The organism is Halonotius pteroides (assembly GCF_003605635.1).
In the GTDB taxonomy this organism is placed as follows: domain Archaea; phylum Halobacteriota; class Halobacteria; order Halobacteriales; family Haloferacaceae; genus Halonotius; species Halonotius pteroides.
Genome location: NZ_QMDW01000017.1, coordinates 1 through 20772, shown reverse-complemented (window position 1 = coordinate 20772; position 20772 = coordinate 1). Strand labels below are relative to the sequence as shown.

Here is a 20772-nt window from a genome sequence, read left to right as displayed (position 1 = left end):
GACATCCTAATCATAATAAACACTAAATTATATCTTCCAAAACAGACATATAGCTTAATAACTAAATTATTTGTTTAAGTCTTTACAAGAATTATATGCCGCTGGCCATACGGTATTGATGTGTCCACAACGTCGCTTGCCCTTTCACACGAACTCATACCGGTGTCCTGTTTAGCATTGGCTCTTCTAACAGCCCTCTTTGCTGACCGACGGTACCTCAATATCTCTGTGTTCCGATTGCCAGTGAGGTTGAGCAGCCAGCTCATCAGTGATCTCAAAACACGTAACTCGTGGTCGATCTATTGGGTCATGTTGTTCTTATGGGGGAGCTTCGTGACTTTCCTCCATTTCGGTGGGTATGAATTCCAGTGGTACGCTCAATTTGGCTGGTGGGATCTGATGACTCACTTCGTCAGTGGAATCGGTATTGCAGGGATTCTTCTCGTCGGACTCAGAGACGTTGTTTCAGCACAAGTGTCTCTCTCATGGATGTTTGTTGCGTTATTGAGTATTGGAGCTGGGTTTGAGATCTATGAGTATTTCTTTCGAGCTTTCTGGCACTCCTGGACACCTGCCTATTACGCCCGAGATACAGCAGAAGATCTCTTGATGGCCTGCAGTGGTGCTGTGTTGATACAGTATTGGTATCAGACAGCCAGCATGAGCTATTCAGAAAGTGCTGTTGCAGTCAACGGTCAGTCCGCTGAGTAGCTCAACAACTCAAGAGTCATACTACCCGATCAGGGTTCGATTCAACCAGCAACTGGGCCACATCTGTTCCAGGGCGTAGATATTGTAAGTGTCTCCTTGAGGGATTGTGCTGGAAAGTGGAGAGGGAAAGCCCCTAGCGTAACACACTGAGTCGGCGAGGATGGGATGTTCAATGGAGGGCGTGGATTATGGAATCCGGAAGCGGGGAATGGCTGTGTCAGAGCACACCCGCCGACTCTACCAGTTGAACGATTCGGAGAGGGTATAATAGGGGGGTGCGAGTTTCTCGTCTTGAAACACGCACCGGTACTCGGGAAGCTTCTCTTCTCGTGAACTTTGGATTCTCTGTGTACTCTCCAAAGTTGAGTGGCCACAACCTATCGAGTATTTATAAACAAACGATCCAACAAGGCCGAAAAATCTAGATTCCAAAGTTCATGCGAAAGGGTGGTTGAAACCAGAACAGATCGAATCACGCCCGGCAGCGTGTTACTCGGTTGGAGCTGACTACCTCCAACAGCGCAACGAAGGCACATCGCGTTGTTGGCCGACGCTGGACTGCGAGTAAGCGAGCTTATTGATATGGACGTAGCGATACTACCCGACGACCACGGCGACGGACAAGGAGAATCTAAGTAGCGGGTGGAGCTACAGATTCGCATGTCGATTCCTTCGCTCCCGGCCGGATATGACGTAACCAAACGAGTCGGGAGTGGTCGGTCTGATTGTCACATTACGGTCGGATTCGACCGAGAAGGTACTCACATACCACGATTCCTTGTCCTCCTGCACTACTAAGTGAGTGCTGACCCGCTCCAGTGGGATGCAATAGCCCGCATGGATCACAACGAGACAGCAGCACTCGGTCACGACATTTATCAAGAAGGGTTGCATGTCGATATCGCTCGCCGAAACGAGAGTGCTGTCCACGTTGAGATCTCTGACAACGCGCTGCCGTCAATTAGAGGCATCGTGATCCGAGGGTGTACTGACTATCTCGAAGAGAATACGCAGTACTTCATCGATGTATTCGAGGGAGATCAATCAGCAGCGAACCCGCCGAAATGGCCTGATGGAGGAAAGTCACCACACACGCTTATCAGTACGAAACACATCAATGCAGGTATGAGCAAGGAACAGTCCCACGAAGATCCCTCGGAGGAGGTTATCAGCATAGACGAGTTGACCGAGATTCTCGCCGAAGCAGAAGGGGTAACTCCCGAAAAGATCGAGCAGGGTGCCGAGGAACTCGATCTGGCACCACCCCAAGAGGCGACTGTTCTCAACGAGTAATGGCATTCCGCAGTTCTATTCTATCGTCGACAGCGAGCAGTGACCGCTGATCAACGCGTCGGCTCAGTGACAAACCTCCTGACTATTGACTTCGGCGAATTATCACAGTAACACCGACACGGCGAAAGAAATGTTCCCCACCCGTAGCCTGTCATCGAATCATTCACGACGTGCCGATAGCTCAGTAATTGGGTCAACCCAGCTGTTTTGTAGGGTTTTGGACTGACTGATCGAGATACTACCAGATAAGAATGGTATTTGCTCTGAGATGCAAGATGGAAAGCGCATATCTCGCAGGCAAACGACTGATACAATCTGCTTTCCAAGAGCAACCAAACGTACCCGAGGCGACAACCTCACCATGACAGAATACTGAAGCCGCAGCGGCTCAGTAGCTTGCTCTTCAGTCGTCCTCAGTGATGATATCCGCCGAGAGGCCTTGGGCCATCTTGATCTCTTTGGAGTTGTTTAACGTCCACGCCGTGCGGTCGGTGACGGCCTCAATGATTTCGCGGGCCGAGGGGTAGCCGTTGCCGGACTTCTTCACGCCTCCGAAAGGGAGTTGCACCTCCGCGCCGATGCAGGGAAGATTCCCGTAGGCCAAGCCCAGTTCGGCGTGATCCCGGTAGTAGTTGATCTGGCGGTAGTCCTCGGAGACGATGGCCCCCGCGAGGCCGTAGGGCGTGTCGTTTTGGATCGCGACGGCGCGTTCGATATCGCCGTCGTACTCCAGCAGGGCGACGTGGGGTCCGAAGACCTCCTCGCGGATACAGCGCAGGTCGGCGTCGGGGTCGGCCTCGTAGACGAACGGCCCGACCCAGTTGCCGTCCTCGTGACCGTCGGGAATTTCGTCGGCGTCGAGTTCCGTCCGATCCACGAGCACGTTCACGCCCTCCTCGCGGGCGAGATCGCGGTACTCGGTTACTTTCTCTTTGTGTTCGGACTCGATGAGCGGACCCATGAACGTATTTTCATCAAGCGGATCACCGACCGCCACATTGCTCGCAATCTCGACAAAGCGGTCTTTGAACTCGTTGTAAATATCGGTGTGGACGATAAGTCGCTCGGAGGAGACACAGCGTTGGCCGGTCGTCTTGAACGAGGACATCACGGCGGAGTGGACCGCAATGTCCAGATCGGCCTCCTCCGTGATGACAACAGCATTTTTTCCGCCCATCTCGCAGGCAGCGCGGCGACCGGACACATCACCGATTTTTCCGGCGATTTTGTGGCCGACCTCGGCAGAGCCCGTGAATAGTACCGTAGGCACGCGGTCATCCTCAACGATGGCGTTGCCGGCATCACCAAATCCCTGAACCAAATTGAACACCCCAGAGGGAATTCCGGCGTCGTCGAACACCTCGGCGATGATCTGGGCACACCACGGCGTCTGCTCGGCAGGTTTGAAGACGACGGTGTTGCCCTCAACCAGCGCCACGGCCATATGCCAGTATGGAATGGCGATGGGGAAGTTCCACGGCGTGATACAACCCGTAACGCCGCGAGGTTTGCGTCGCATCGAGGCGTCCTTCTCAGCAATCTCTGAGGGGATGATCTCACCGCTGGGATGGCGAGCGTCGCCAGCGGCCCATTCGACCATGTGGGCGGCCTCGACGACATCAGCTCGCCCTTCGCTGATCTCCTTGCCACATTCCTTAGTGACGATCTCGCCGAGCTCGTCGGTTCGGTCGCGCAGCTCGTGATAAACGTCCCAGAGATACTCAGCGCGGTCGATGCGGGAGAGTCCACGCCACTCCTCGTAGGCCTCTTCGGCAACCGTGATCGCCCGGTCGATGTCACCCGGCGTTCCGCGCTGGAACGTCCCAAGCGTGTCGCCCGTGGCGGGGTTCTCGCTCTCAAAGGTCTCACTGCTGTCGCCGGAGACCCATTCGCCGTTGATGTAGTGTTGATATGTGTCTGTCATTAGTGGTAAATGTTCCCACAGAGGTGAAAGCACCCGTCCGACCATGGACGGCCAGACAGCGACCAACCGTCACGCTCAGAGGAAACCCAAGAATGGAAACGTACCCTCCCATGGTCGCCAAGGTCTTTGTGAAACCAACACATGAATACTACTGTAGACCTGTGTTAGAACAATGGCTATCGCCGACCAAACAACCACGACGCGACTCACGCTCGACCTCTGGCATCCCAACTGTTGGGCGATCGAGGCGACTGACCAGACGGATGGTGGTGTCTTAGCCCACGCCATCTACACGTCGCCGACAGCGGAGGGTGAGTCCCACCAGAAGGTTCAAGGATTGTTCACGGCGTTTGGCGATGACGAAGCCGAAGTCGACCAGTTGCTTGCGGCGATTCAGGAGTCAGAACACTCGGGAGACCTCTCGGAGCTTCAAGAGCGGTTCGGTCGTGAACGCAACGCGCCGGGAAACGTCGTCCGGGAGTTCTTTGTTGAGTACGATCCCAGCGACATGGTCTGTCCGACACTCCTCAAACACGGATTCGTCCACAGCGCGCCCGTACGTATTGAGGACGGCCGCGAGGAATGGCAGGTATGTTTCGTCAACGACCGCACAGAGGTACAGGACGCACTCGAGAGCGTTCGCAAGGAGGCCGGCGCGGAGGTCGCGATCAACTCGATCACGACGGCAGAGAACGGTGGCGGCACCGAACGCGACCAGCGACTCGACACACTCACCACCCAGCAGCGACGCGTATTCGAGCACGCACGTGAGGCTGGCTACTACGAGTGGCCTCGCGAGACTACGACGCGTGAGCTCGCCAGCGATCTCGATGTCTCGAAGACAACCATGCTGGAACACCTCCGGAAAGCCGAGGCGAAGCTTCTCGATCCCTGACCCCAGTCGGGTGAGATGACCACCAGTCGCCGACGAACTTAGCGGCCGATGACGGCACGGAGCGCAAAGAGCGCGTTTTCCTTTCGCTCGCGGATGCGACGGTAGAAGTAGGAGAACCATTTGGTGCCATAAGGAATGTACTGGTAAACATCGTAGCCCTGTTTGGCGAGTTCGAACTGCGCGCTCTCACGCACACCCGTGAGCATCTGTATCTCGAACGGCGTACCATGCTCTCGATGAAGCTCTTTTGCGAGGTCGATTAGTTCGGGATCATGGCTCCCGACGGCAATGCCGTCGTCGAACGATTCGAACATATAACTCAGGTATTCTCTGTAACTCTCGTCGACTTTAGCCTTCTTTTTGTAGGCGATCTCTTTCGGCTCGTCGTAGGCTCCCTTGACGAGTCGAACCTTTCCGGGGAGGTCAGCAAGCCGTTCGAGATCCTCACGCGTACGCTGAAGATTTGCTTGGACGCAGACACCGGTGTTGCCATCGGTTTCAAGAGCGTGTCGCTCGTAGGCGTCTAGCGTTACGTCGGTCGTCGAATGGTCTTCCATATCGATCCAGACGAAACAGTCGGCGGCGTCGACGATACGGGCGAGGTTCTTCTCGAAGACATCGTCGCTTATCTCTAGGCCGATCTGGCTCGGCTTGACGGAGAGACAGGCGTCAATATCACGCTCGGCGATATCGTTGGCGAGATCAACGTACGCATCGGCGTCCGCAGCTGCTTTTTCACGTTTTTCGTAGTGTTCGCCAAGAAGATTCAGGATACCGCCGACGCCGCGGTCGTTCAGTGCATTGACGTGATCCATCGCCTCCCCAGCTGTCTCACCCGCTACGAAATTGCTGGCGATAGGAGGTATCATAGATGAACATAAGATATAGTCCAACCTATATCGGAACCCGACCAAATATTTCTTATATTTTAGCTGCGAAATAATCTAGCGGATGAGAAGCACGAGGCGGAATCATTGTTGTCCCGACCATGATAGGGGCAGTCTTAAGTAGTATCTCTCTCAGTCATATATCTATGTCACAGAATACCACAGTAATCGATAGACGAACTCTGATGAAACTGACAGGTGGCGTGGGTGCTGCGGGACTGACCGGCCTCGCTGGCTGCTCGGCGACCAACGACAGCGGCTCAGATGGTAGTAGCAGTAGTGGCCCTTATGAGATTGGGATGGTCGATGCGGTGACAGGCTCACTGTCTGCATTCGGGCAGCGCAACCAACGGGGGAAAGACCTCGCACTGGCAGCCGTCAACGAGGTCGGGGTCAACGGACAAGATTTGAACATCATCGTCGAGGACTCTGGGAGTGAGAGTTCCGGCGGTGTCTCGGCGGCGCAAAAACTTGTCAATCAGGACGGGGTTCCGTTCATGATTGGCACTGTCGGTTCCGGTGTATCGTTGTCGATCTACGAGAGCGTCGTCCAGGGCACAGATGTCGTCCAGCTGAGTCAGAACTCCACAGGGCTCGGCCTGACGGACTTCCCGGGGCTGCTCCGGATGTCGCCGACCGGTCGCACCCAATCGACCGCGCTGGCGAACATCATCGCCGATGACGGCTACGACACCGTTGCGCTCACCTATGTTAACAATAACTACGGATCGAGTCTTGCCGACGCCTTCGTCAACGCCTGGGACGGTGACATCGCCTACAACAACCCCCACGATCAAGATCAGTCGTCGTACTCGGGTGTAATCAGCGAGATGAACAGCTCCGAAGCAGATGCATGGCTGTTCATCACCTATCAGGCCGAGTTCGCCACAATGGTCAACGAGATCTTCTCCAGTGGCTATGAGCCACAGTTGTACGGAGCCGACTCGGTCTCCGGCGACAATGTCATCGAAAACACGCCAGATGGTAGTATGGAGGGCATGAAGATTGCCGTCCCTTCGGCACCAGTTGAGCAGGAGAATTACCAGAACTTTGTTTCAACGTTCGAAAGCGAGTATGACGAGTCGCCGACCGTGTGGTCGGCCTACGCCTACGACTGTGTCATCACGGCAGCACTCTCCATTCAGGCCGCCGAGGAGTTCTCCGGCGCGGCACTGGGCGAGGTGGTTCGTGATGTAACCCGGCCAGAGGGCGAGGAGGTTACCTCGTACCAGGCAGCACACGATATTCTCGCCGATGGCGGCGGCCCAAACGAAGTCAACTACCAGGGCGTCAGTGGGCCGATCGATCTTGATGAGAACGGTGACCCGGTTGGCTTCCTCCAAATTCAGGAAGTTCAGAACCACAGCTACGAGCAGATCGGCTTCATCGAGTCCTAACCCGACAGATGGTGCTCGACCTCCTCGCCAGTGGGCTGATATATAGCAGTATCATCGTGCTGGGGAGCATCGGGCTCTCGCTGGTTTACAGCATCGCCAACTTCGCAAACTTCGCCCACGGCGATACGATGACCGTCGGTGCCTACGCGGCACTGGTCACCTTCGGTGCCGTCGGCGGCCTCGGCGGAACCGTACTCGGGTTACCTTACGGCTTTTTTGTCGCCCTCGGTGTCGGCATTGGGATGGCCGCGCTCGTCGCCGTCGTCACCGAAAAATTCATTTACGAGGGGATGGATGTCGGCTCGATCGGCCTGCTCATCACCTCGATTGGGATCGCGTTCATCTATCGGGCGATCATCCAGATGGGGTTCGGGGCCGACTTCACCCGCTACGACATCCCGGCGATGCGGCCCATCGACGCGCTTGTCACCTACGGAATCCGCGTCACGCTGCAGGACGTGGCTATCGTCGCGTCGGCGACCGTTCTCGTCGTCGGCCTGCACCTCCTGCTGCAGTACACGGATCTCGGGCGGAAGATGCGCGCGATGGCCGACAACCCCGACCTCGCTCGCGTTAGCGGCATCCGAACCGATCGGGTCAAACTGTGGACGTGGATCATCGGGGCCGGCCTCGCCGGCGCGGGCGGTGTCTTTCTCGGCTTGTTCAGCCGTCTCACGCCGCGGATGGGGTTCGATCTGTTGCTTATCATCTTCGCCGCGGTCATCCTCGGCGGCATCGGCTCGGTTTATGGGGCAATGCTCGGCGGCGTCCTCATCGGGATGACAACCCAGCTGACGCCGATCCTTTCGGAGTTGGGCGCAGTGCTCCCGCTCGTCCCCGACACGTGGGGAATCCCAATCGGGATCGAATACGCCAACGCCATCGCGTTCGTTATCATGGTCGCCGTCCTGCTAGTTCGACCGAGCGGTATCGCCGGGGAGGTGGTCTGAGATGTCCCTGCGCGCCATCGTCGATGACCCGAACGCCTACTGGAGCGGGCTCACCCGCGCCGAACAGGGTGTCAGCGGCTTCATCGCTGGCTTCGTCGTGCTGCTGCTCGGCGGACTGTTCACCGGAATCCTCGCACCGACCTACTTCTTGTTTCTCGTCGGGATCGCGGGCATGTACTCGTTGCTGTCGCTCGGGCTCAACGTGCAGTGGGGCTACACCGGCCTGATCAACTTTAGCGTCGCTGCCTTCTTCGGTATCGGTGCTTACGGGACAGCACTCGCCTCGGCGAGTTCCTCGCCGGTCGCCGGAAACCTCGCGCCCGCCGTCGGGTTGTTTGTCGCGCTTGTGCTTGCAGCGATCCTTGCACTCCTCATTGGGATCCCGACGCTCAGGCTCCGGGCGGACTACCTCGCAATCGCCTCCATCGGGCTGGCGGAAGTGGTTCGCATTGTCATCCTCAACGAGGATCAGCTGACAAACGGGAGTGCCGGCGTCCGTGGCATCCCGACGTTCTTCGACGGCTGGCCCCTCCTCGATACGTTCCCACAGACGATGCCGTCGGTCGCCGTCTCGTGGCTCCCGAGCGGAACCGTCGTCCTCGGCCAGTCGTTCTGGAGCGCGCTGTTGAACGTCGTCGTCGTCGTGTCGTTTATTGCCGTCAGCTACTTTGTGCTGAAGCGGGCTCACCGCTCGCCGTGGGGTCGCGTGTTGCGAACGATCCGCTCCGACGAGGATCTCGCGCGGGCACTCGGCAAGAACACCTACCGATACAAGATGCAGGCATTCGTCCTCGGCAGTCTCATCATGGCACTGGCAGGCGTGTTTTACGCCCACCTGAACCTGTTCGTCTCCCCCGGCGACCTCAGCCCGATCACGACGTTCTACGTCTGGGTTGCGGTCATGCTTGGGGGCAGCGGCTCGAACCGCGGCGCGCTGTTCGGCGGGTTCGTCATCGTCGCTATCCGCGAGGGGACGCGGTTCCTCAACGCCTTCGAGTTCATCCCCTTCGATGTCGCGCCGCTGCGGCTCCTGTTGATCGGCGTCATCATCGTCCTGTTGATGCGGTTCCGGCCGGAGGGCGTGTTGCCGCCACAGCGGGAACTCATCTGGCCCAGCGTCGTCGACGACGCGCCCGAACAGCCGGATAGCGGCGTTCGCGACTCCAAGGCAGGTGAGAGTAATGACTGACAGTCAAGCCTCACAGGTAGCCAACAACGACTCCTCAAGCGAGGAGCAGGCCGCAAACGACGAACGGGCCGCGAACATGGACAAGGAGAACGTCGTCCTCCGCGTCGAAGATCTCGTCAAATCGTTCGGCGCTCTGGTCGCAACCGACCACGCCAGCTTCGAGGTCGAACGCGGCACGATCATGGGCCTCATCGGCCCGAACGGCGCGGGGAAGTCGACACTGTTCAACCTCATCTCGGGGTTCTACGAGAGCGACGCGGGCCGCGTCACGGTCAACGGCACCGACGTAACCGACATGGAGCCCTACGAGATCGCCGATCACGGCCTCATCCGAACGTTCCAGACCCCCCGGAAACTGGAGGGGATGACCGTCCGCGAGGCGATGCTCGTCGGCCCACGCGAACAACCCGGCGAGTCATTCATCAAACTGTTCACTGACCCAGAGTCGGTTCGCGAGCGGGAACAGCGAAACCTCAAAGACGCCCAGGAGATCCTCGAAGACTTCGAGATCGACCATCTAGCCACCCAGCCGGCGACAAAGATTTCGGGCGGTCAGCTGAAGCTCGTAGAACTCGCACGGGCGATGCTGGCCGAGCCGGAGATCCTGTTGCTCGACGAGCCGGCGGCGGGAGTCAACCCGACGCTGCGGAAGAAACTGGCCGAACAGATACGGCGACTCAACGAGCAGGGAACGACGTTTCTGCTCATCGAACACGACATGGAGTTCGTGATGAGTCTCGCCGACCCAGTTATCGTCCTCGACCGTGGGCACGTCCTCATGGAAGGCACTCCCGACGAGGTTCAAAACGACGAGGGCGTTATCGATGCGTATCTCGGGGGCTAACCTATGAGCGCAAACCACACCAGAGACGAGGTAGGCGGAACCGCGACCAGCACCGAGCCGACGGGCGACCACGTTATCGAACTCGACAACGTCGACAGCGGCTACGGCGACGTGCAAGTCCTTGAAGATTGCTCGCTGCACCTCAATGCTGGCGAGATCGTCTGTCTCATCGGTCCGAACGGGGCCGGGAAATCCACGGTGCTGAAGACGATCTTCGGCATGCTGACGCCGTGGGAAGGGACGGTGCACTACCACGGCGACGATATCGGCGGGATGGCACCCGAAGACATCGTCCGCGAGGGGATCGGCTACGTCCCACAGACCGACAACGTGTTCGGCTCGCTGTCCATCGAAGAGAACCTCCGGATGGGCGGCGTCGCCCGCGAGGACGGACTCGACGCCGTCATCGACACGCTCTACGAGCGGTTCCCGCTGCTCGACGAGAAGCGTAGCGCGAAGGCACGCACGCTTTCCGGCGGCCAACGACAGGTGCTAGCGTTCGCTCGCGCGCTCGTGATGGAGCCCGACGTGTTGCTGATCGACGAGCCGTCGGCGGGGTTGGCACCGAACACGGCAGCAGAAGTGTTCGGCCACGTCGAGGCCGTCAATGACATGCATACGGCCGTGTTGATGGTCGAACAGAACGCCAAGAAAGGGCTCGGGATCTCCGACCGCGGCTACGTCCTCGACCAGGGGAACGTCCGGTTCGACGGCGCGGCCGACTCGCTGCTCGACAGCGACGAGGTCTCGAAGCTCTACCTCGGCGGCTGAGCGCACATCAAACCGGCACACCTGCAGTCCCAGTGATACCCATGGTACCGATTCGAAACACCCAATTCCGTCAACGCAGCATGCGACCCGTGAGGGGCACTCCATGAGCGGATTCCGTCGGTACGCTTTCGCGTTCGGGCCGCTCGCCGCCGCGGCCTTGTGGGGTGGGATGTACGTCGTCAGCAAGTGGAGTTTCACGTTCGTCCCGCCGGCCACGATGGGATTTCTCCGGGTCGCCCTCGGCGGGCTCGCACTCTGGCTGGGCGTTCGTCTCACGGGGAGACGGACGGGCATCGACCGGGCGGACTGGCCGGCGTTCGTCGGCCTCGGCGGCTGGGTGGCTCTCACAATCGCCACCCAGTTCCTCGGAACGGAACTCACGAACGCCAGTCAAGGCTCATTACTGACGGTGCTGACGCCGGTCTTCGCGGTCGCCCTCGGCGCAAGCGTGCTCGGCGAGCGCGTCACACGGCCGAAAGCCGGTGGGATCGTGATTGCCGCCGTGGGAACCGTTATCATCATTGCGGGCCAGTACGACCTGACGACCATCGCCGCCGGCAACGCCGCCGGCGTCGGCTTGCTCGTCGTGGCGAGTTTCGCTTGGGCCGGCTACACCGTCTGGGGCGTCTCGGTCGTCCGGAAGTACTCGGCACTCACTGCTGCCACCTACTCGACAATCGCGGCCACGCCCATGCTCGCCGTGCTGGCCGCCGTCGAACTCGCTGTCCTCGGTCGCGGCATCGCCTCGATCCCGGTGACCGCCGAGTCAATCTTCGCAACCGCTTACCTCGGGTTGGCCGCGACTGCGGCCGCGTGGTATCTCTGGTACAAGGGACTGGAGTTCGTCTCGGCGGGGACTGTCGCCGTGTTCTTTTTCCTGCAGCCGGTCGTCGGCATCTCGCTGGGCGCGCTCCTGTTGGGCGAGCGGATCGATCCCGGATTCGTCGTCGGCAGTCTCGTCGTCGTCGGTGGCGTCTGGCTCGTCAGCCGGGAACGCGCGGACGACACAGATCACCAGCAGCATGGCAACGATCACCAGAAACGGAACGATACCAACCAATGAGCGGCAACGGACGGGTGGCGTGATGGCGGTCGATCTGCTGCAGACGCTCGAAAACGAAGTATCCCCAGCAGCCGGCCTCGCGGTCGCTATCGTGGCGATCAGCACCGCCGCGATCCTCGTTCGGTTGACGACCGCGCCGTCGTCGGTCGCTGCCCTCTATCGCGTCCTGTTCACCACGCTCGCGCTCCTGCCGCTCGCGGGCTGGAAGTACCGCACCGAGTTCGCTCGGATCGGTCGCCGGGATCTCGCGTTTGCGACGTTGTCGGGAATCGCCCTCGCGGTGCATTTCGTCGCGTGGTTCGAGAGCCTCGCGTGGACGAGCGTCGCCGCGAGCGTCACGCTGGTGCAGGCCCAGCCGCTCTTCGTCGCCCTCGGCGCGTGGCTCCTGCTTTCGGAGCGGCTCTCGACGCGCATCGTCGCCGGCATCCTCGTCGCTATCGCGGGGATGGTGACGATGTCTGTCGGCGATCTGCTCGGTGGCGTCCTCGTCGGCCCCGACCCGATGTTGGGGAACGCTCTCGCGCTGCTGGGGGCCGTGATGGCGGCCGGCTACGTCCTCGCGGGCCGCTCGCTGCGCCAGCGCGTCTCGCTGATCCCCTACGTCGTGGTCGTTTACGGCGTCTGTTCGGCCGTCCTGCTCGTGATCGTCCTCGCACAGGGCGCGCCACTGACGGGGTACGCGCCACGCGAGTGGCTCATCTTTGCCGGCCTCGCCCTTGGGCCGGGGCTGTTCGGGCATACGGTCATCAACTGGGTGCTCGCTCACGTCGAGTCGAGCACCGTCTCGGTCTCCCTGCTCGCCGAACCGGTCGGATCGACCGTTCTTGCCCTCGTCTTCCTCGGGGAGTCACCGACGCTGTTTACGATGCTCGGCGGCGCGGTCGTGCTGTTCGGTATCGGCCTGACGGCCTCGGATCGGTGAGTATCCAGTCAGGTGACCGCCAACGGTGCTGAGGGGGGACTGGTAGCTTGATCAAGGAGTGTCAGAGAGGGATTTGCACATCCCACCAATCTCGGATTACCAACACTCGTGTGAGAGATGGAAGCTGTGCATCTTGCACTGCCCATCTTCATAGAATCGTGATAAGTCTGTTTCGCCATCTTCGAAAAAAGCGTTACTAATTCAGAGAACCGTAGCGGCTGCTCATCTCAGTCTCGCCCATCTGCAGGTTTGTCCCAATTTGTCGGTTGCGAGGATTCCACAACGGTCGAAACGACACACCCCGTTATCGATATGTAACCGACCACCGATATTAGCAAGTGTCCGTCGTACTAATATATCGAAAGAGGCAGAACGGAAGTGAGCAGGGGCCACCGCCTGCCTCACAAAGCTGGCAAAGTGAGTATACGGTGTGGTTGTACATCGCTGCCAGCCAGCTGAGATTTTCGAAGGTAGTGATATAGGTCTTGCTATAAAAATTAGATTTTTAATACAAAAGCGATTAATTATTATTTACTAGAATATATGAAGCCCTTATCGTCGTATTTGTGTCAGATCCCACGATGCTGTTGATCGAACATCTGGTTCCTCGTCGTCAATGGCACACTCCTCAAGACGAGCAGTCGCATCTTCAGCACTGAGGTATCCAAGTCTCCAACAAGCATTCTCCCGGACAATTTGATCATCATTATTCAGCAACTCGATTAGCGCAGGTGCGAGTGGCTCAACAGCAGCCGAAAAATCCTCAGCGACACGACTTAGCGCACCTGAGGCGTTGATTCGGGTGTAGGCGTCATCCGTCTCAAGCAACGGGGCAATGTCATCAACGTATGGCTCAACAACATTCGTATGTACCGCCGCAACATCAGCGATCAACCCAATTGCGTTGTTCCGAAGTTTTGTGTGCTCAGCTTCGAACAACGTAACCAACTCATCGATCATATCAACCCCGACGCTTGGATCTTCGCTGACAGTGCGGCCCAATGCGGCCGTGGCATTCAACCGAACTTCATCAACCACATTATCGTCCAACACGACAATTCTCAGTATGTCTGCGGCGGTCTCTCAAGAATATCGAAGATTTCCTTGGCCCGGTGTTCCTTGTTGCGCTGTTTGCCTGTGACCTCCTCTAAGACACCGTCCGCTTCGAGATCGGCGATTGCACGATAGGCGGTTGACCGCTCAATATCGAGCATTGTCGCAACGGTCTTTGTGGTCACGTATGGTTGCTCAAAGAGGCTGCACGCTAAGCGGTTTTTTGCGTACTGGACGCCACCATATTCCTCCTCATAGCGACGACGTAACGTGTCTAATGCCACGGTACGGTCAACAGACTCCTCGGCTTGTTGAGCCACCCCTTTGATGAAAAACGATACCCAGTCCTCCCAGTTGCCGTGGGCTCTTACCCCGTCCATTCGGTCAACATACGTGGCTTTGTTCCGGTTGAAATACTCGCTGAGGTAGAGATTCGGCCGCGCGAGCAGTTCGGTATCGTATAATTAAACGGTGATGAGAAGGCGACCGAGCCGCCCGTTCCCGTCACCATACGGGTGAATCGTTTCAAATTGGTAGTGAAAGAGCGCGATATCCACAAGCGGATGATAGTTGCCTCCAGTTCGGTAATACGTGATGAGTGCATCCATCAACCCCTCAACTTCGCCCGGGACTGGGGGCAGGAAGTCGCCAAGATAGTTTGTCACGGTCTTATATCCACCAATCGTGTCAGTCTCGATCCGATCTGCTGGAACATCTGTGAGAAGCGTCTCGTGTAGATCATGCAGGAGGGCAACAGAAATCTCACCGCCGTCCTCAAGCGTTTCAATGCCCTCCTTGATAGCCTGCTCGTAATTAAGAACCTCTTGGGTATCTTTTGTCTCCGCTTGGCTGGTCGTTGGGTCTAGCTCCGAATCGAGACGATGAGTTTCGAGGCTGTAGAGGGCGTTGTAGTCGATATCAACCCCTTCAATTTCGGCTGATTCCATCGCTTCTTTCCGGAGCAGAGATGTATACAGGATTGGCGGAAAATCGATTTCGAGGCTGATGCCGCTGAGTTTGCCGAGCCAAAAGGTTGCTTGGGCAAGCAGGTCATAAAACTCGGCATTTAGTGCAAGCTCTCTTGCGGGTGGGAGCGGTTCCGGCCGATAATATGACTCTCTCCCATAGGAGATGAGTTTCCCGGGCGCAGCGTCTTCAATTTCTAAGTCTCTCATGCACGTACCTACTTCATGTGCCAGAAATAAATGAATTTAATCACTCTGAATGCAAAGGGAGAATCAATAGAACCCCCATATTGGATTTCAAGAGATCATACGCAAATAACGCGCGAAATTATCTTGCCTTTTTTCACATTGTTAGCGCAATTCAACGTTGATCCAGCTACAGAGGTGCCGCTCGGAAGTGTTTTCTAATTCACTTGCTTGGCTATTCACATGTCTCCCTCCGTTGTTGCTGACCTCCATTCACATACGACAGCTTCTGATGGCACCCTAACCATTGAGGAAATCCCTACGGCCACGAAAGAGGCGGGCTTGACCTCCTCGTCCGCGTGAACGCGGAAGAATCCCACCACGGGATTTCAGGCCGAGTGTAGCGGCCTGTTGGTTTCAAGACGCATTCATTCCACACGTCGCCGAGTGGGTTTCACCCTCGGTGTGGTTGTCTTGTGGCCCAGTCAAAGAGGCCCCATCCGTAGCCGAGTCATCGGCACCGACCTTCTGACCGGAACTCCGGTCACTTCGGCGGTGACTCTCTCCACTACGGTAGCGGTCTGCAATGTTTATCGCCCCGTTCACGTCGGCTTGATACTCACCGAGCCAGCAGTCGTCGTTCGAGCATCTGAACGTCGCCTGTCGTGGCCGGGAGCCTACTTCACCGCAGGCATGGCACGCCTTCGACGTGTTCCGGGGATTTACCGTCTCGACGGGAATCCCCTGCTCGGCGGCTTTGTAGCGAATCTGGGCGCGGAGCTTCGCAAAGCCCCAGCCGTGCAACCGTCGATTCATGTACTCGCCGTAGTCCATGTTCTCGCGGATGTCCGTCAGGTCTTCCAGCACCAGCACTGGGTTCTCGACAGACTCGGCATACTCCACGACATCGCGGGTCACACGGTGGAAGACATCGTCAATCTGGCCCCACAGCGAGTCGCCGTAGGACTCTGTGATTCGCTCACTGCCGCGCTGCTGAAGCCGTCGCTTGGCGGTAAAGTAGGTTTTGCGGAGCCGACGAACGGCCTTGCCGTCATCGGCCCACAGCTCGGGGCGAACAGGAGAACCGCTCTCATCGCGGTGACACACCGTGACGAGACTCGCTTCTCCAATGTCCACGCCGATGGGCGTCCGCTCGTCGGCGGACGCGTCAGATTCGTCCTCCACGTCGCGGGTCGCGGTGACGTGGAGATACCACGTTCCGTCCCGCTCAAACAGCCGACTTTCACCCATCTCGGCGTCGTCTGCGTGCAACGCTTCGAGCTACTCCCGCTGGTCGGGATTGGCGCGTGCCGGCATCCAGAGGTGGTAATCCTCGTGGTGCGGGACTTTGACGTACCACTCGATAGCGTTCTGTGGCTGGTGGTCGAGTTGCAGGCCCTCGTTAGTGAACCGTACCGGGTGATCGTCGTGCAGCTCGTCGGCATCGTAGCTGTTTCCACAGAGTTGTGGGACGTACTTTTTGAGGGCGTTTTTTGCGTAGCCGCTCAGGTCGTACTCGACAACCACGTCGTTGGCCGCTGCCTGCGTGTCACAGCCAGCGGCGAAGGCGGCTTGTAGTGCCTGTTGGTATGCATCCCGCGTCTCACGAAGCTTCTGTCGCTTGTGGGCATTCGGGTCCACAAGCTTCAGTTCGAGCGTTTTCGTGAGTTCAGCCATCGGTGGCGTACTACATTGTATGACTATGTTGGGTAAATATCTCAGCCATCCAAAGTGAAAGTGGAACGGTGGGGAATCCAGCAGTGCAATAGAACGGTGGCCTGTTACACGCTGCTGTCCGCTCAACCCCCGCCTGTTCGCTCCTCGGTTCCGACTGCGGTCAGAACGCTCGTCACTCACGGGAAGACGGGGATATGCGCTCGTATCTCTATCATGATCGTATCCACTCCGGACTAGACGACCCAATTACGACGATTGATGGAATCAATATCATCCGAGGAATCGAACTTCGTGTCCAGACAGACACGCAGCGAATCGATCTCTTAGGGTACCATGTCGAACCCACAGAAGAACTCACAAGCGAGATTGCGCGACTCCAAGAAAACCGCATCAACCGTGCTCAAAAAATAATTGCCTGTGTCGAAGCAGAGTTCGGAGTGTCGCTGGATATCGACCCAAGCTCTGGGATTGGACGACCGCACATTGCAACTGCTATCGATGAAAGCCATGCGCCGTATGACTACAAGGAAGCGTTTGAGGAGCTCATTGGAAACGATTGTGACTGCTATTTTGCCAGAGAGATCACTGATGTTGATGAGGGCATTAGACTCCTCAAAGATGCTTGTTTTGTCGTTGGATTGGCGCATCCGTTGCGATACGATGATCCTGAAGCCGCACTTCAGGTTACAGATAAACTCGATGCCGTCGAACGATATTACCCATACGGAACAGAGATCAATACGAGCATCGTAGATCGTGCTATCGAACGCAACGATTTGCTCGTGACCGGAGGGAGTGACGCACATAACAAACGCTTCGGACAAGCTGGGTTATCCAAATCACAGTTTGAGGAATTCAGCACAATGCTTCATCCATAATCTATGAACGATACCATAGATTCAGTCACCGAGTTCAACGGCCGTCCCCCAATCATCGAGATCAGCGATATCCACGGCTATCTCGACGACGCCCGGAGTGCACTCCTGACTATCGGCGATACCGACGGACATGAACCCATCATCACTGTCGATGATAGCAACACGATCCACTGGGCAGACAACGATTACGTGCTCGTGATCAATGGTAATGTCATCGACAGAGGCCCCGATAATAAAACGGCCTTGGAGATGGTCTTGCGGCTTATCTCAGAGCTCCCGACGGTCGTGTTCAGTATCACATTGGCAACCACGAGATGCCGATCTTGGTACCCGCAGTACTCAGTTGGCGTGATACATACTCACATGCGATGGCTCAATCCAACCGTGAATCGTTCCTCAATCGTGTTATTGAGGGAGGGATAACAGCAGCATTCGAGGGCCATTCGTATGTCTACAGCCACGCTGGAAGCAACGAAATCTTTGACCCAGAGGAGATCAACGAACGGCTTCGTACGGCAGCTAAGGAACTTCTTGATGCCATCGGCGAACCTAACGAACCAGCAATCCAAGAGGAGGTCGTCGAGCAGTATAATCGGATCTTTGAGTTAGGCGAAGGCGGTGGGAGAGGGCCGTCTGCTGGACTCTGCTGGCTTGACTTCAGGCATATCGAGGAATCAGCACCACCACAAATTGTGGGCCACTCGATGCACGCTAGCGCAACCAGAAAGGGCGATGTGATCTGTGGGAATGTGATTCGACAAAATCAGCGTTCTCAGGGTGGCGAAGGGGTATTGATGGAAACGTCTAGTGAGGTCAAGTTCTTCCATCGAAACCCCGATGGATCGGTCGGCGTAGAGGTGATTTAATTCACAGTGATCGGCGGGTGACTACAGTATTCACATTTGAATCCCCATCGCCTCTATCTGCTCTTGATACCGGTTTCTGATCGTCACTTCGGTGACGTTGGCAGCATCTGCTGCCGTACGTTGGGTAACCTTCTCATCACAGAGCAGTGAAGCCGCATAGATTGCGGCCGCCGCAAAGCCAGTCGGCGATTTCCCTGACAACAATCCCGCTTCTGTACTTACGTCGATGACTTCTTTCGCCTTTTGTTGAACCTCCGGGCTCACATCTAATTTCGAGGCAAACCGTGGAACGTACTGTTTGGGATCGGCCGGTTCGATCTTCAAGCCCAACTCTTTCGAAATATATCGATAGGTGCGGGCGACCTCCTTCCGATCAACCCTCGATACAGGAGCGAGTTCGCTCAAACTCCGTGGGATATTCTCTTGGCGGCAGGCCGCATACAGTGCTGCCGTCGCAACGGACTCGATAGAACGCCCACGTAACAGATCTTCGCTGAGTGCGCGGCGGTAGATCACTGACGCCATCTCCCGGGTTGCATCCGGAACGCCTAAGCCAGAAGCCATCCGATCTATCTCACCGAGAGCATGTTGGAGGTTGCGCTCTTTGGCGTCTTGAGTGCGAATTCGATTCTGCCACTTCCGTAGACGATGCATCTGACTCCGCTTCTCCGAGGAGATCGACCGTCCGTGGGCGTCCTCGTTCTGCCAGCCGATAGTCGTTGTCAGCCCCCAGTCATGCATCATTTCAGTCATCGGTGCCCCAACGCGCGACTTCTCATCGCGCTCAGTCTGAGTGAACGACCGCCACTCTGGGCCGTGATCGATTTGTTCGTCTTAAAGAATCAGCCCGGTCGGTTCATGCATCAACTCGCCGTCGTCGGTTTTGATGATCTCATCTGGATCGACCGATGATGGGTCAATCGCTTCAGCATCTCGTTCGGAAGTTGACTGCTCAGGTTGTGTTTCAGTTGTAGATGCAGCCTGTCGCTGACGGGTGGGGCCTGCCATTGAATATTATTGAATGATTGATCGATATAAATCCGTAGGAGAAGTATTACTCAACTTAGTCTATCGCAGTTCTGCGTTGCCAGAGATATACCCCACCGACGATGAGTGACACGAACCAGATCGCAGAGCCAATTACGTACGCCCACGTGTACTGGGGCCACTCAGTATCTTCACTGAGCGAGCGAGCATCCTGAAAAATCGAGATCGGGAGCACAAGCCACGAACCGAAGAACAGCACTCCCCAGACCGCATCAGAGAGCGCAGATACGCCGAGGATGACAACTACCCAACCGAGCAAACACGCCCAAGTTCCTTTCACCCACAACGTCGATCTGGAGGCATTTGTACTCAATGTGGCTGTCGAAGACGGTGAGGAAGAGGTAGCGGTAGAGGTCGCAGAGCCCTTCGATGGCTGTTCATCTGACGTGGGATCTCCACTCGCCTCGGTGTGTGGCTGCTCGGTGTCTGGATCTTCGACCGGTTCGATGAAATCAAGATATTCAGCGACGAGATCTAACGCCTCATGCTGCTCAATCAAGTGAACCAACCGTTCACCATCGATCAGTTTGACGTTGAGTTGATCAGCGGTTTCCCGCGCCTGTTGAGTGAATTCGTTTGTAGTGACGATCAGCACCTTATCCACGTCTTCGAACTGCTGTCGTAGACTGGCATACTGCTGGACATCTGGCGATCCAACCGTCGTGTTCGGGCCGTATCGCTTGGCTTGGATCAACAACAATTAGTCGTAGGGCATCGATTGCCGGGCGATCACATCAACGCCCTTGTCACCCGCGGCCGAGGACACCTCCGTCTCCCAACCCATCCGTGTCCAGAGGTCGGCCACGAAGTACTCAAACTCATAGGCATCCATCTGCTGGAGGACAGCCTGGAGTTGAGCAGGCGAATCAACAGTCTCGCCGTTGGCTGGCATATTTGGGTGGTTGAGAAGCTCTTGGACGGAGGACGACCCTGACGAAGTCTGTGAAGAGGGGGAAGACTGTGACTGGGAGTTGCCAGAACTCTCCAGTAGTTTTCGGAAGCTCCGATAGAGTTCCCGGTAGGCGATATATCGGAGGAAACGCTTCATACTTCGACATGGTGTTCCTCGCTTGTTACTTTGTCGAGGGTTGCGGATGGCAATTGTCTCGTTAGCTACAATAGTATCGAAGCTATCTACCCCGACGAATTTTGGAAAACAGTTGGCTCTTGCCTGATCTGGTAAAAATGTCTGAATTTTTATATTAGAATATTTGGAGTGACCGATGCAGAGGTTGAGAGGTTGTAATCAGCGAG

At 56.9% G+C, this 20772-nt stretch carries 19 protein-coding genes and 3 pseudogenes; 13 read left to right on the top strand and 9 right to left on the bottom strand.

Annotated elements, in window-relative coordinates:
* The first annotated feature begins 120 nt into the window (after positions 1-120).
* Positions 121-711, top strand: coding sequence for a hypothetical protein (locus DP106_RS11205; RefSeq protein ID WP_133305135.1), 591 nt, complete (start codon positions 121-123; stop codon positions 709-711).
* A gap of 837 nt (positions 712-1548) precedes the next feature.
* Complete coding sequence (locus tag DP106_RS11200) at positions 1549-2004, top strand: hypothetical protein (RefSeq protein WP_240625406.1); 456 nt, start codon at positions 1549-1551, stop codon at positions 2002-2004.
* A gap of 403 nt (positions 2005-2407) precedes the next feature.
* On the opposite strand, the gene DP106_RS11195 is transcribed toward DP106_RS11200, so the two are convergent.
* Positions 2408-3928 carry an aldehyde dehydrogenase family protein gene (locus tag DP106_RS11195; RefSeq protein WP_120085348.1) on the bottom strand — a complete coding sequence of 507 codons (1521 nt, stop codon included), beginning with the start codon at positions 3926-3928 and terminating at the stop codon, positions 2408-2410.
* Positions 3929-4100: 172 nt separating this feature from the next.
* On the opposite strand from DP106_RS11195, the gene DP106_RS11190 reads away from it, so the two are divergent.
* Complete coding sequence (locus DP106_RS11190; RefSeq protein ID WP_120085347.1) at positions 4101-4823, top strand: helix-turn-helix domain-containing protein; 723 nt, start codon at positions 4101-4103, stop codon at positions 4821-4823.
* Positions 4824-4861: 38 nt separating this feature from the next.
* Here DP106_RS11190 and DP106_RS11185 read toward each other — a convergent pair whose 3' ends face one another.
* Positions 4862-5692, bottom strand: coding sequence for a proline dehydrogenase family protein (locus DP106_RS11185; RefSeq protein ID WP_120085346.1), 831 nt, complete (start codon positions 5690-5692; stop codon positions 4862-4864).
* Positions 5693-5856: 164 nt separating this feature from the next.
* Between DP106_RS11185 and DP106_RS11180 the strand changes: the two genes are divergently transcribed.
* From DP106_RS11180 to DP106_RS11150, 7 genes are all read left to right on the top strand, one after another.
* On the top strand, positions 5857-7107 hold the full coding sequence (locus tag DP106_RS11180; protein WP_120085345.1) for an ABC transporter substrate-binding protein: 1251 nt from the start codon (positions 5857-5859) through the stop codon (positions 7105-7107).
* 8 nt (positions 7108-7115) lie between these two features.
* Positions 7116-8057: a branched-chain amino acid ABC transporter permease gene (locus tag DP106_RS11175; protein WP_120085343.1), complete on the top strand. Its 942-nt coding sequence runs from the start codon at positions 7116-7118 to the stop codon at positions 8055-8057.
* A 1-nt stretch (position 8058) separates the two neighbouring features.
* On the top strand, positions 8059-9246 hold the full coding sequence (locus tag DP106_RS11170; protein ID WP_120085342.1) for a branched-chain amino acid ABC transporter permease: 1188 nt from the start codon (positions 8059-8061) through the stop codon (positions 9244-9246).
* Between the two features lie 76 nt (positions 9247-9322).
* Positions 9323-10090: an ABC transporter ATP-binding protein gene (locus DP106_RS11165; RefSeq protein WP_240625408.1), complete on the top strand. Its 768-nt coding sequence runs from the start codon at positions 9323-9325 to the stop codon at positions 10088-10090.
* A gap of 3 nt (positions 10091-10093) precedes the next feature.
* Positions 10094-10861, top strand: a complete 768-nt coding sequence (locus DP106_RS11160) for an ABC transporter ATP-binding protein (RefSeq protein WP_120085339.1) — start codon at positions 10094-10096, stop codon at positions 10859-10861.
* Between the two features lie 103 nt (positions 10862-10964).
* Entirely contained in the window at positions 10965-11924 is a 960-nt protein-coding gene (locus tag DP106_RS11155; RefSeq protein ID WP_120085338.1) for a DMT family transporter, read from the top strand.
* A gap of 22 nt (positions 11925-11946) precedes the next feature.
* Positions 11947-12846 (top strand): DMT family transporter, encoded by a 900-nt coding sequence (locus DP106_RS11150; RefSeq protein ID WP_120085337.1) that lies wholly within the window; start codon positions 11947-11949, stop codon positions 12844-12846.
* A 552-nt stretch (positions 12847-13398) separates the two neighbouring features.
* Here DP106_RS11150 and DP106_RS11145 read toward each other — a convergent pair.
* The 4 genes and pseudogenes from DP106_RS11145 to DP106_RS11135 all read right to left on the bottom strand — a co-directional run bounded on the left by DP106_RS11145 (position 13399) and on the right by DP106_RS11135 (position 16727).
* The gene (locus DP106_RS11145; protein WP_133305134.1) at positions 13399-13884 is read right to left on the bottom strand and encodes a HEAT repeat domain-containing protein; all 486 of its coding nucleotides are present in this window, start codon (positions 13882-13884) and stop codon (positions 13399-13401) included.
* Between the two features lie 23 nt (positions 13885-13907).
* A complete protein-coding gene (locus DP106_RS16650; RefSeq protein WP_205738931.1) occupies positions 13908-14279 on the bottom strand; it encodes a Fic family protein in 372 nt (123 codons plus the stop codon).
* An 84-nt stretch (positions 14280-14363) separates the two neighbouring features.
* Positions 14364-15074, bottom strand: coding sequence for a Fic family protein (locus DP106_RS16645; protein ID WP_205738930.1), 711 nt, complete (start codon positions 15072-15074; stop codon positions 14364-14366).
* A 393-nt stretch (positions 15075-15467) separates the two neighbouring features.
* Positions 15468-16727: pseudogene (locus tag DP106_RS11135) on the bottom strand (RNA-guided endonuclease InsQ/TnpB family protein).
* Between the two features lie 194 nt (positions 16728-16921).
* Here DP106_RS11135 and DP106_RS11130 point away from each other — a divergent pair.
* Complete coding sequence (locus DP106_RS11130) at positions 16922-17605, top strand: PHP domain-containing protein (protein ID WP_120085334.1); 684 nt, start codon at positions 16922-16924, stop codon at positions 17603-17605.
* A gap of 21 nt (positions 17606-17626) precedes the next feature.
* Here the strand turns inward: DP106_RS11130 and DP106_RS15880 are convergent, their stop codons facing one another.
* A complete protein-coding gene (locus DP106_RS15880; RefSeq protein WP_165857875.1) occupies positions 17627-17776 on the bottom strand; it encodes a hypothetical protein in 150 nt (49 codons plus the stop codon).
* Between DP106_RS15880 and DP106_RS16555 the strand changes: the two genes are divergently transcribed.
* Both DP106_RS16555 and DP106_RS11125 read left to right on the top strand, forming a co-directional pair.
* The gene (locus DP106_RS16555; RefSeq protein ID WP_394343458.1) at positions 17711-18028 is read left to right on the top strand and encodes a hypothetical protein; all 318 of its coding nucleotides are present in this window, start codon (positions 17711-17713) and stop codon (positions 18026-18028) included. The genes DP106_RS15880 and DP106_RS16555 overlap by 66 nt on opposite strands.
* Positions 17974-18471, top strand: a complete 498-nt coding sequence (locus tag DP106_RS11125; protein WP_120085333.1) for a hypothetical protein — start codon at positions 17974-17976, stop codon at positions 18469-18471. Before DP106_RS16555 ends, DP106_RS11125 begins: the two co-directional genes overlap by 55 nt.
* Before the next feature lie 30 nt (positions 18472-18501).
* Here the strand turns inward: DP106_RS11125 and DP106_RS11120 are convergent.
* Positions 18502-19479: pseudogene (locus DP106_RS11120) on the bottom strand (transcription initiation factor IIB).
* Positions 19480-19534: 55 nt separating this feature from the next.
* Positions 19535-20410: pseudogene (locus tag DP106_RS11115) on the bottom strand (restriction endonuclease).
* Between the last annotated feature and the right edge of the window lie 362 nt (positions 20411-20772).

What these genes read in the sequence shown, in the direction of transcription:
- DP106_RS11200 (WP_240625406.1), top strand. Translation starts at nt 1,549, where the DNA reads ATGGATCACAACGAGACAGCAGCACTCGGTCACGACATTTATCAAGAA.
- DP106_RS11195 (WP_120085348.1), bottom strand. Translation starts at nt 3,928, where the DNA reads ATGACAGACACATATCAACACTACATCAACGGCGAATGGGTCTCCGGC.
- DP106_RS11190 (WP_120085347.1), top strand. Translation starts at nt 4,101, where the DNA reads ATGGCTATCGCCGACCAAACAACCACGACGCGACTCACGCTCGACCTC.
- DP106_RS11185 (WP_120085346.1), bottom strand. Translation starts at nt 5,692, where the DNA reads ATGATACCTCCTATCGCCAGCAATTTCGTAGCGGGTGAGACAGCTGGG.
- DP106_RS11180 (WP_120085345.1), top strand. Translation starts at nt 5,857, where the DNA reads ATGTCACAGAATACCACAGTAATCGATAGACGAACTCTGATGAAACTG.
- DP106_RS11175 (WP_120085343.1), top strand. Translation starts at nt 7,116, where the DNA reads ATGGTGCTCGACCTCCTCGCCAGTGGGCTGATATATAGCAGTATCATC.
- DP106_RS11170 (WP_120085342.1), top strand. Translation starts at nt 8,059, where the DNA reads ATGTCCCTGCGCGCCATCGTCGATGACCCGAACGCCTACTGGAGCGGG.
- DP106_RS11165 (WP_240625408.1), top strand. Translation starts at nt 9,323, where the DNA reads ATGGACAAGGAGAACGTCGTCCTCCGCGTCGAAGATCTCGTCAAATCG.
- DP106_RS11160 (WP_120085339.1), top strand. Translation starts at nt 10,094, where the DNA reads ATGAGCGCAAACCACACCAGAGACGAGGTAGGCGGAACCGCGACCAGC.
- DP106_RS11155 (WP_120085338.1), top strand. Translation starts at nt 10,965, where the DNA reads ATGAGCGGATTCCGTCGGTACGCTTTCGCGTTCGGGCCGCTCGCCGCC.
- DP106_RS11150 (WP_120085337.1), top strand. Translation starts at nt 11,947, where the DNA reads ATGGCGGTCGATCTGCTGCAGACGCTCGAAAACGAAGTATCCCCAGCA.
- DP106_RS16650 (WP_205738931.1), bottom strand. Translation starts at nt 14,279, where the DNA reads ATGGACGGGGTAAGAGCCCACGGCAACTGGGAGGACTGGGTATCGTTT.
- DP106_RS16645 (WP_205738930.1), bottom strand. Translation starts at nt 15,074, where the DNA reads ATGAGAGACTTAGAAATTGAAGACGCTGCGCCCGGGAAACTCATCTCC.
- DP106_RS11130 (WP_120085334.1), top strand. Translation starts at nt 16,922, where the DNA reads ATGCGCTCGTATCTCTATCATGATCGTATCCACTCCGGACTAGACGAC.
- DP106_RS11125 (WP_120085333.1), top strand. Translation starts at nt 17,974, where the DNA reads ATGGCTCAATCCAACCGTGAATCGTTCCTCAATCGTGTTATTGAGGGA.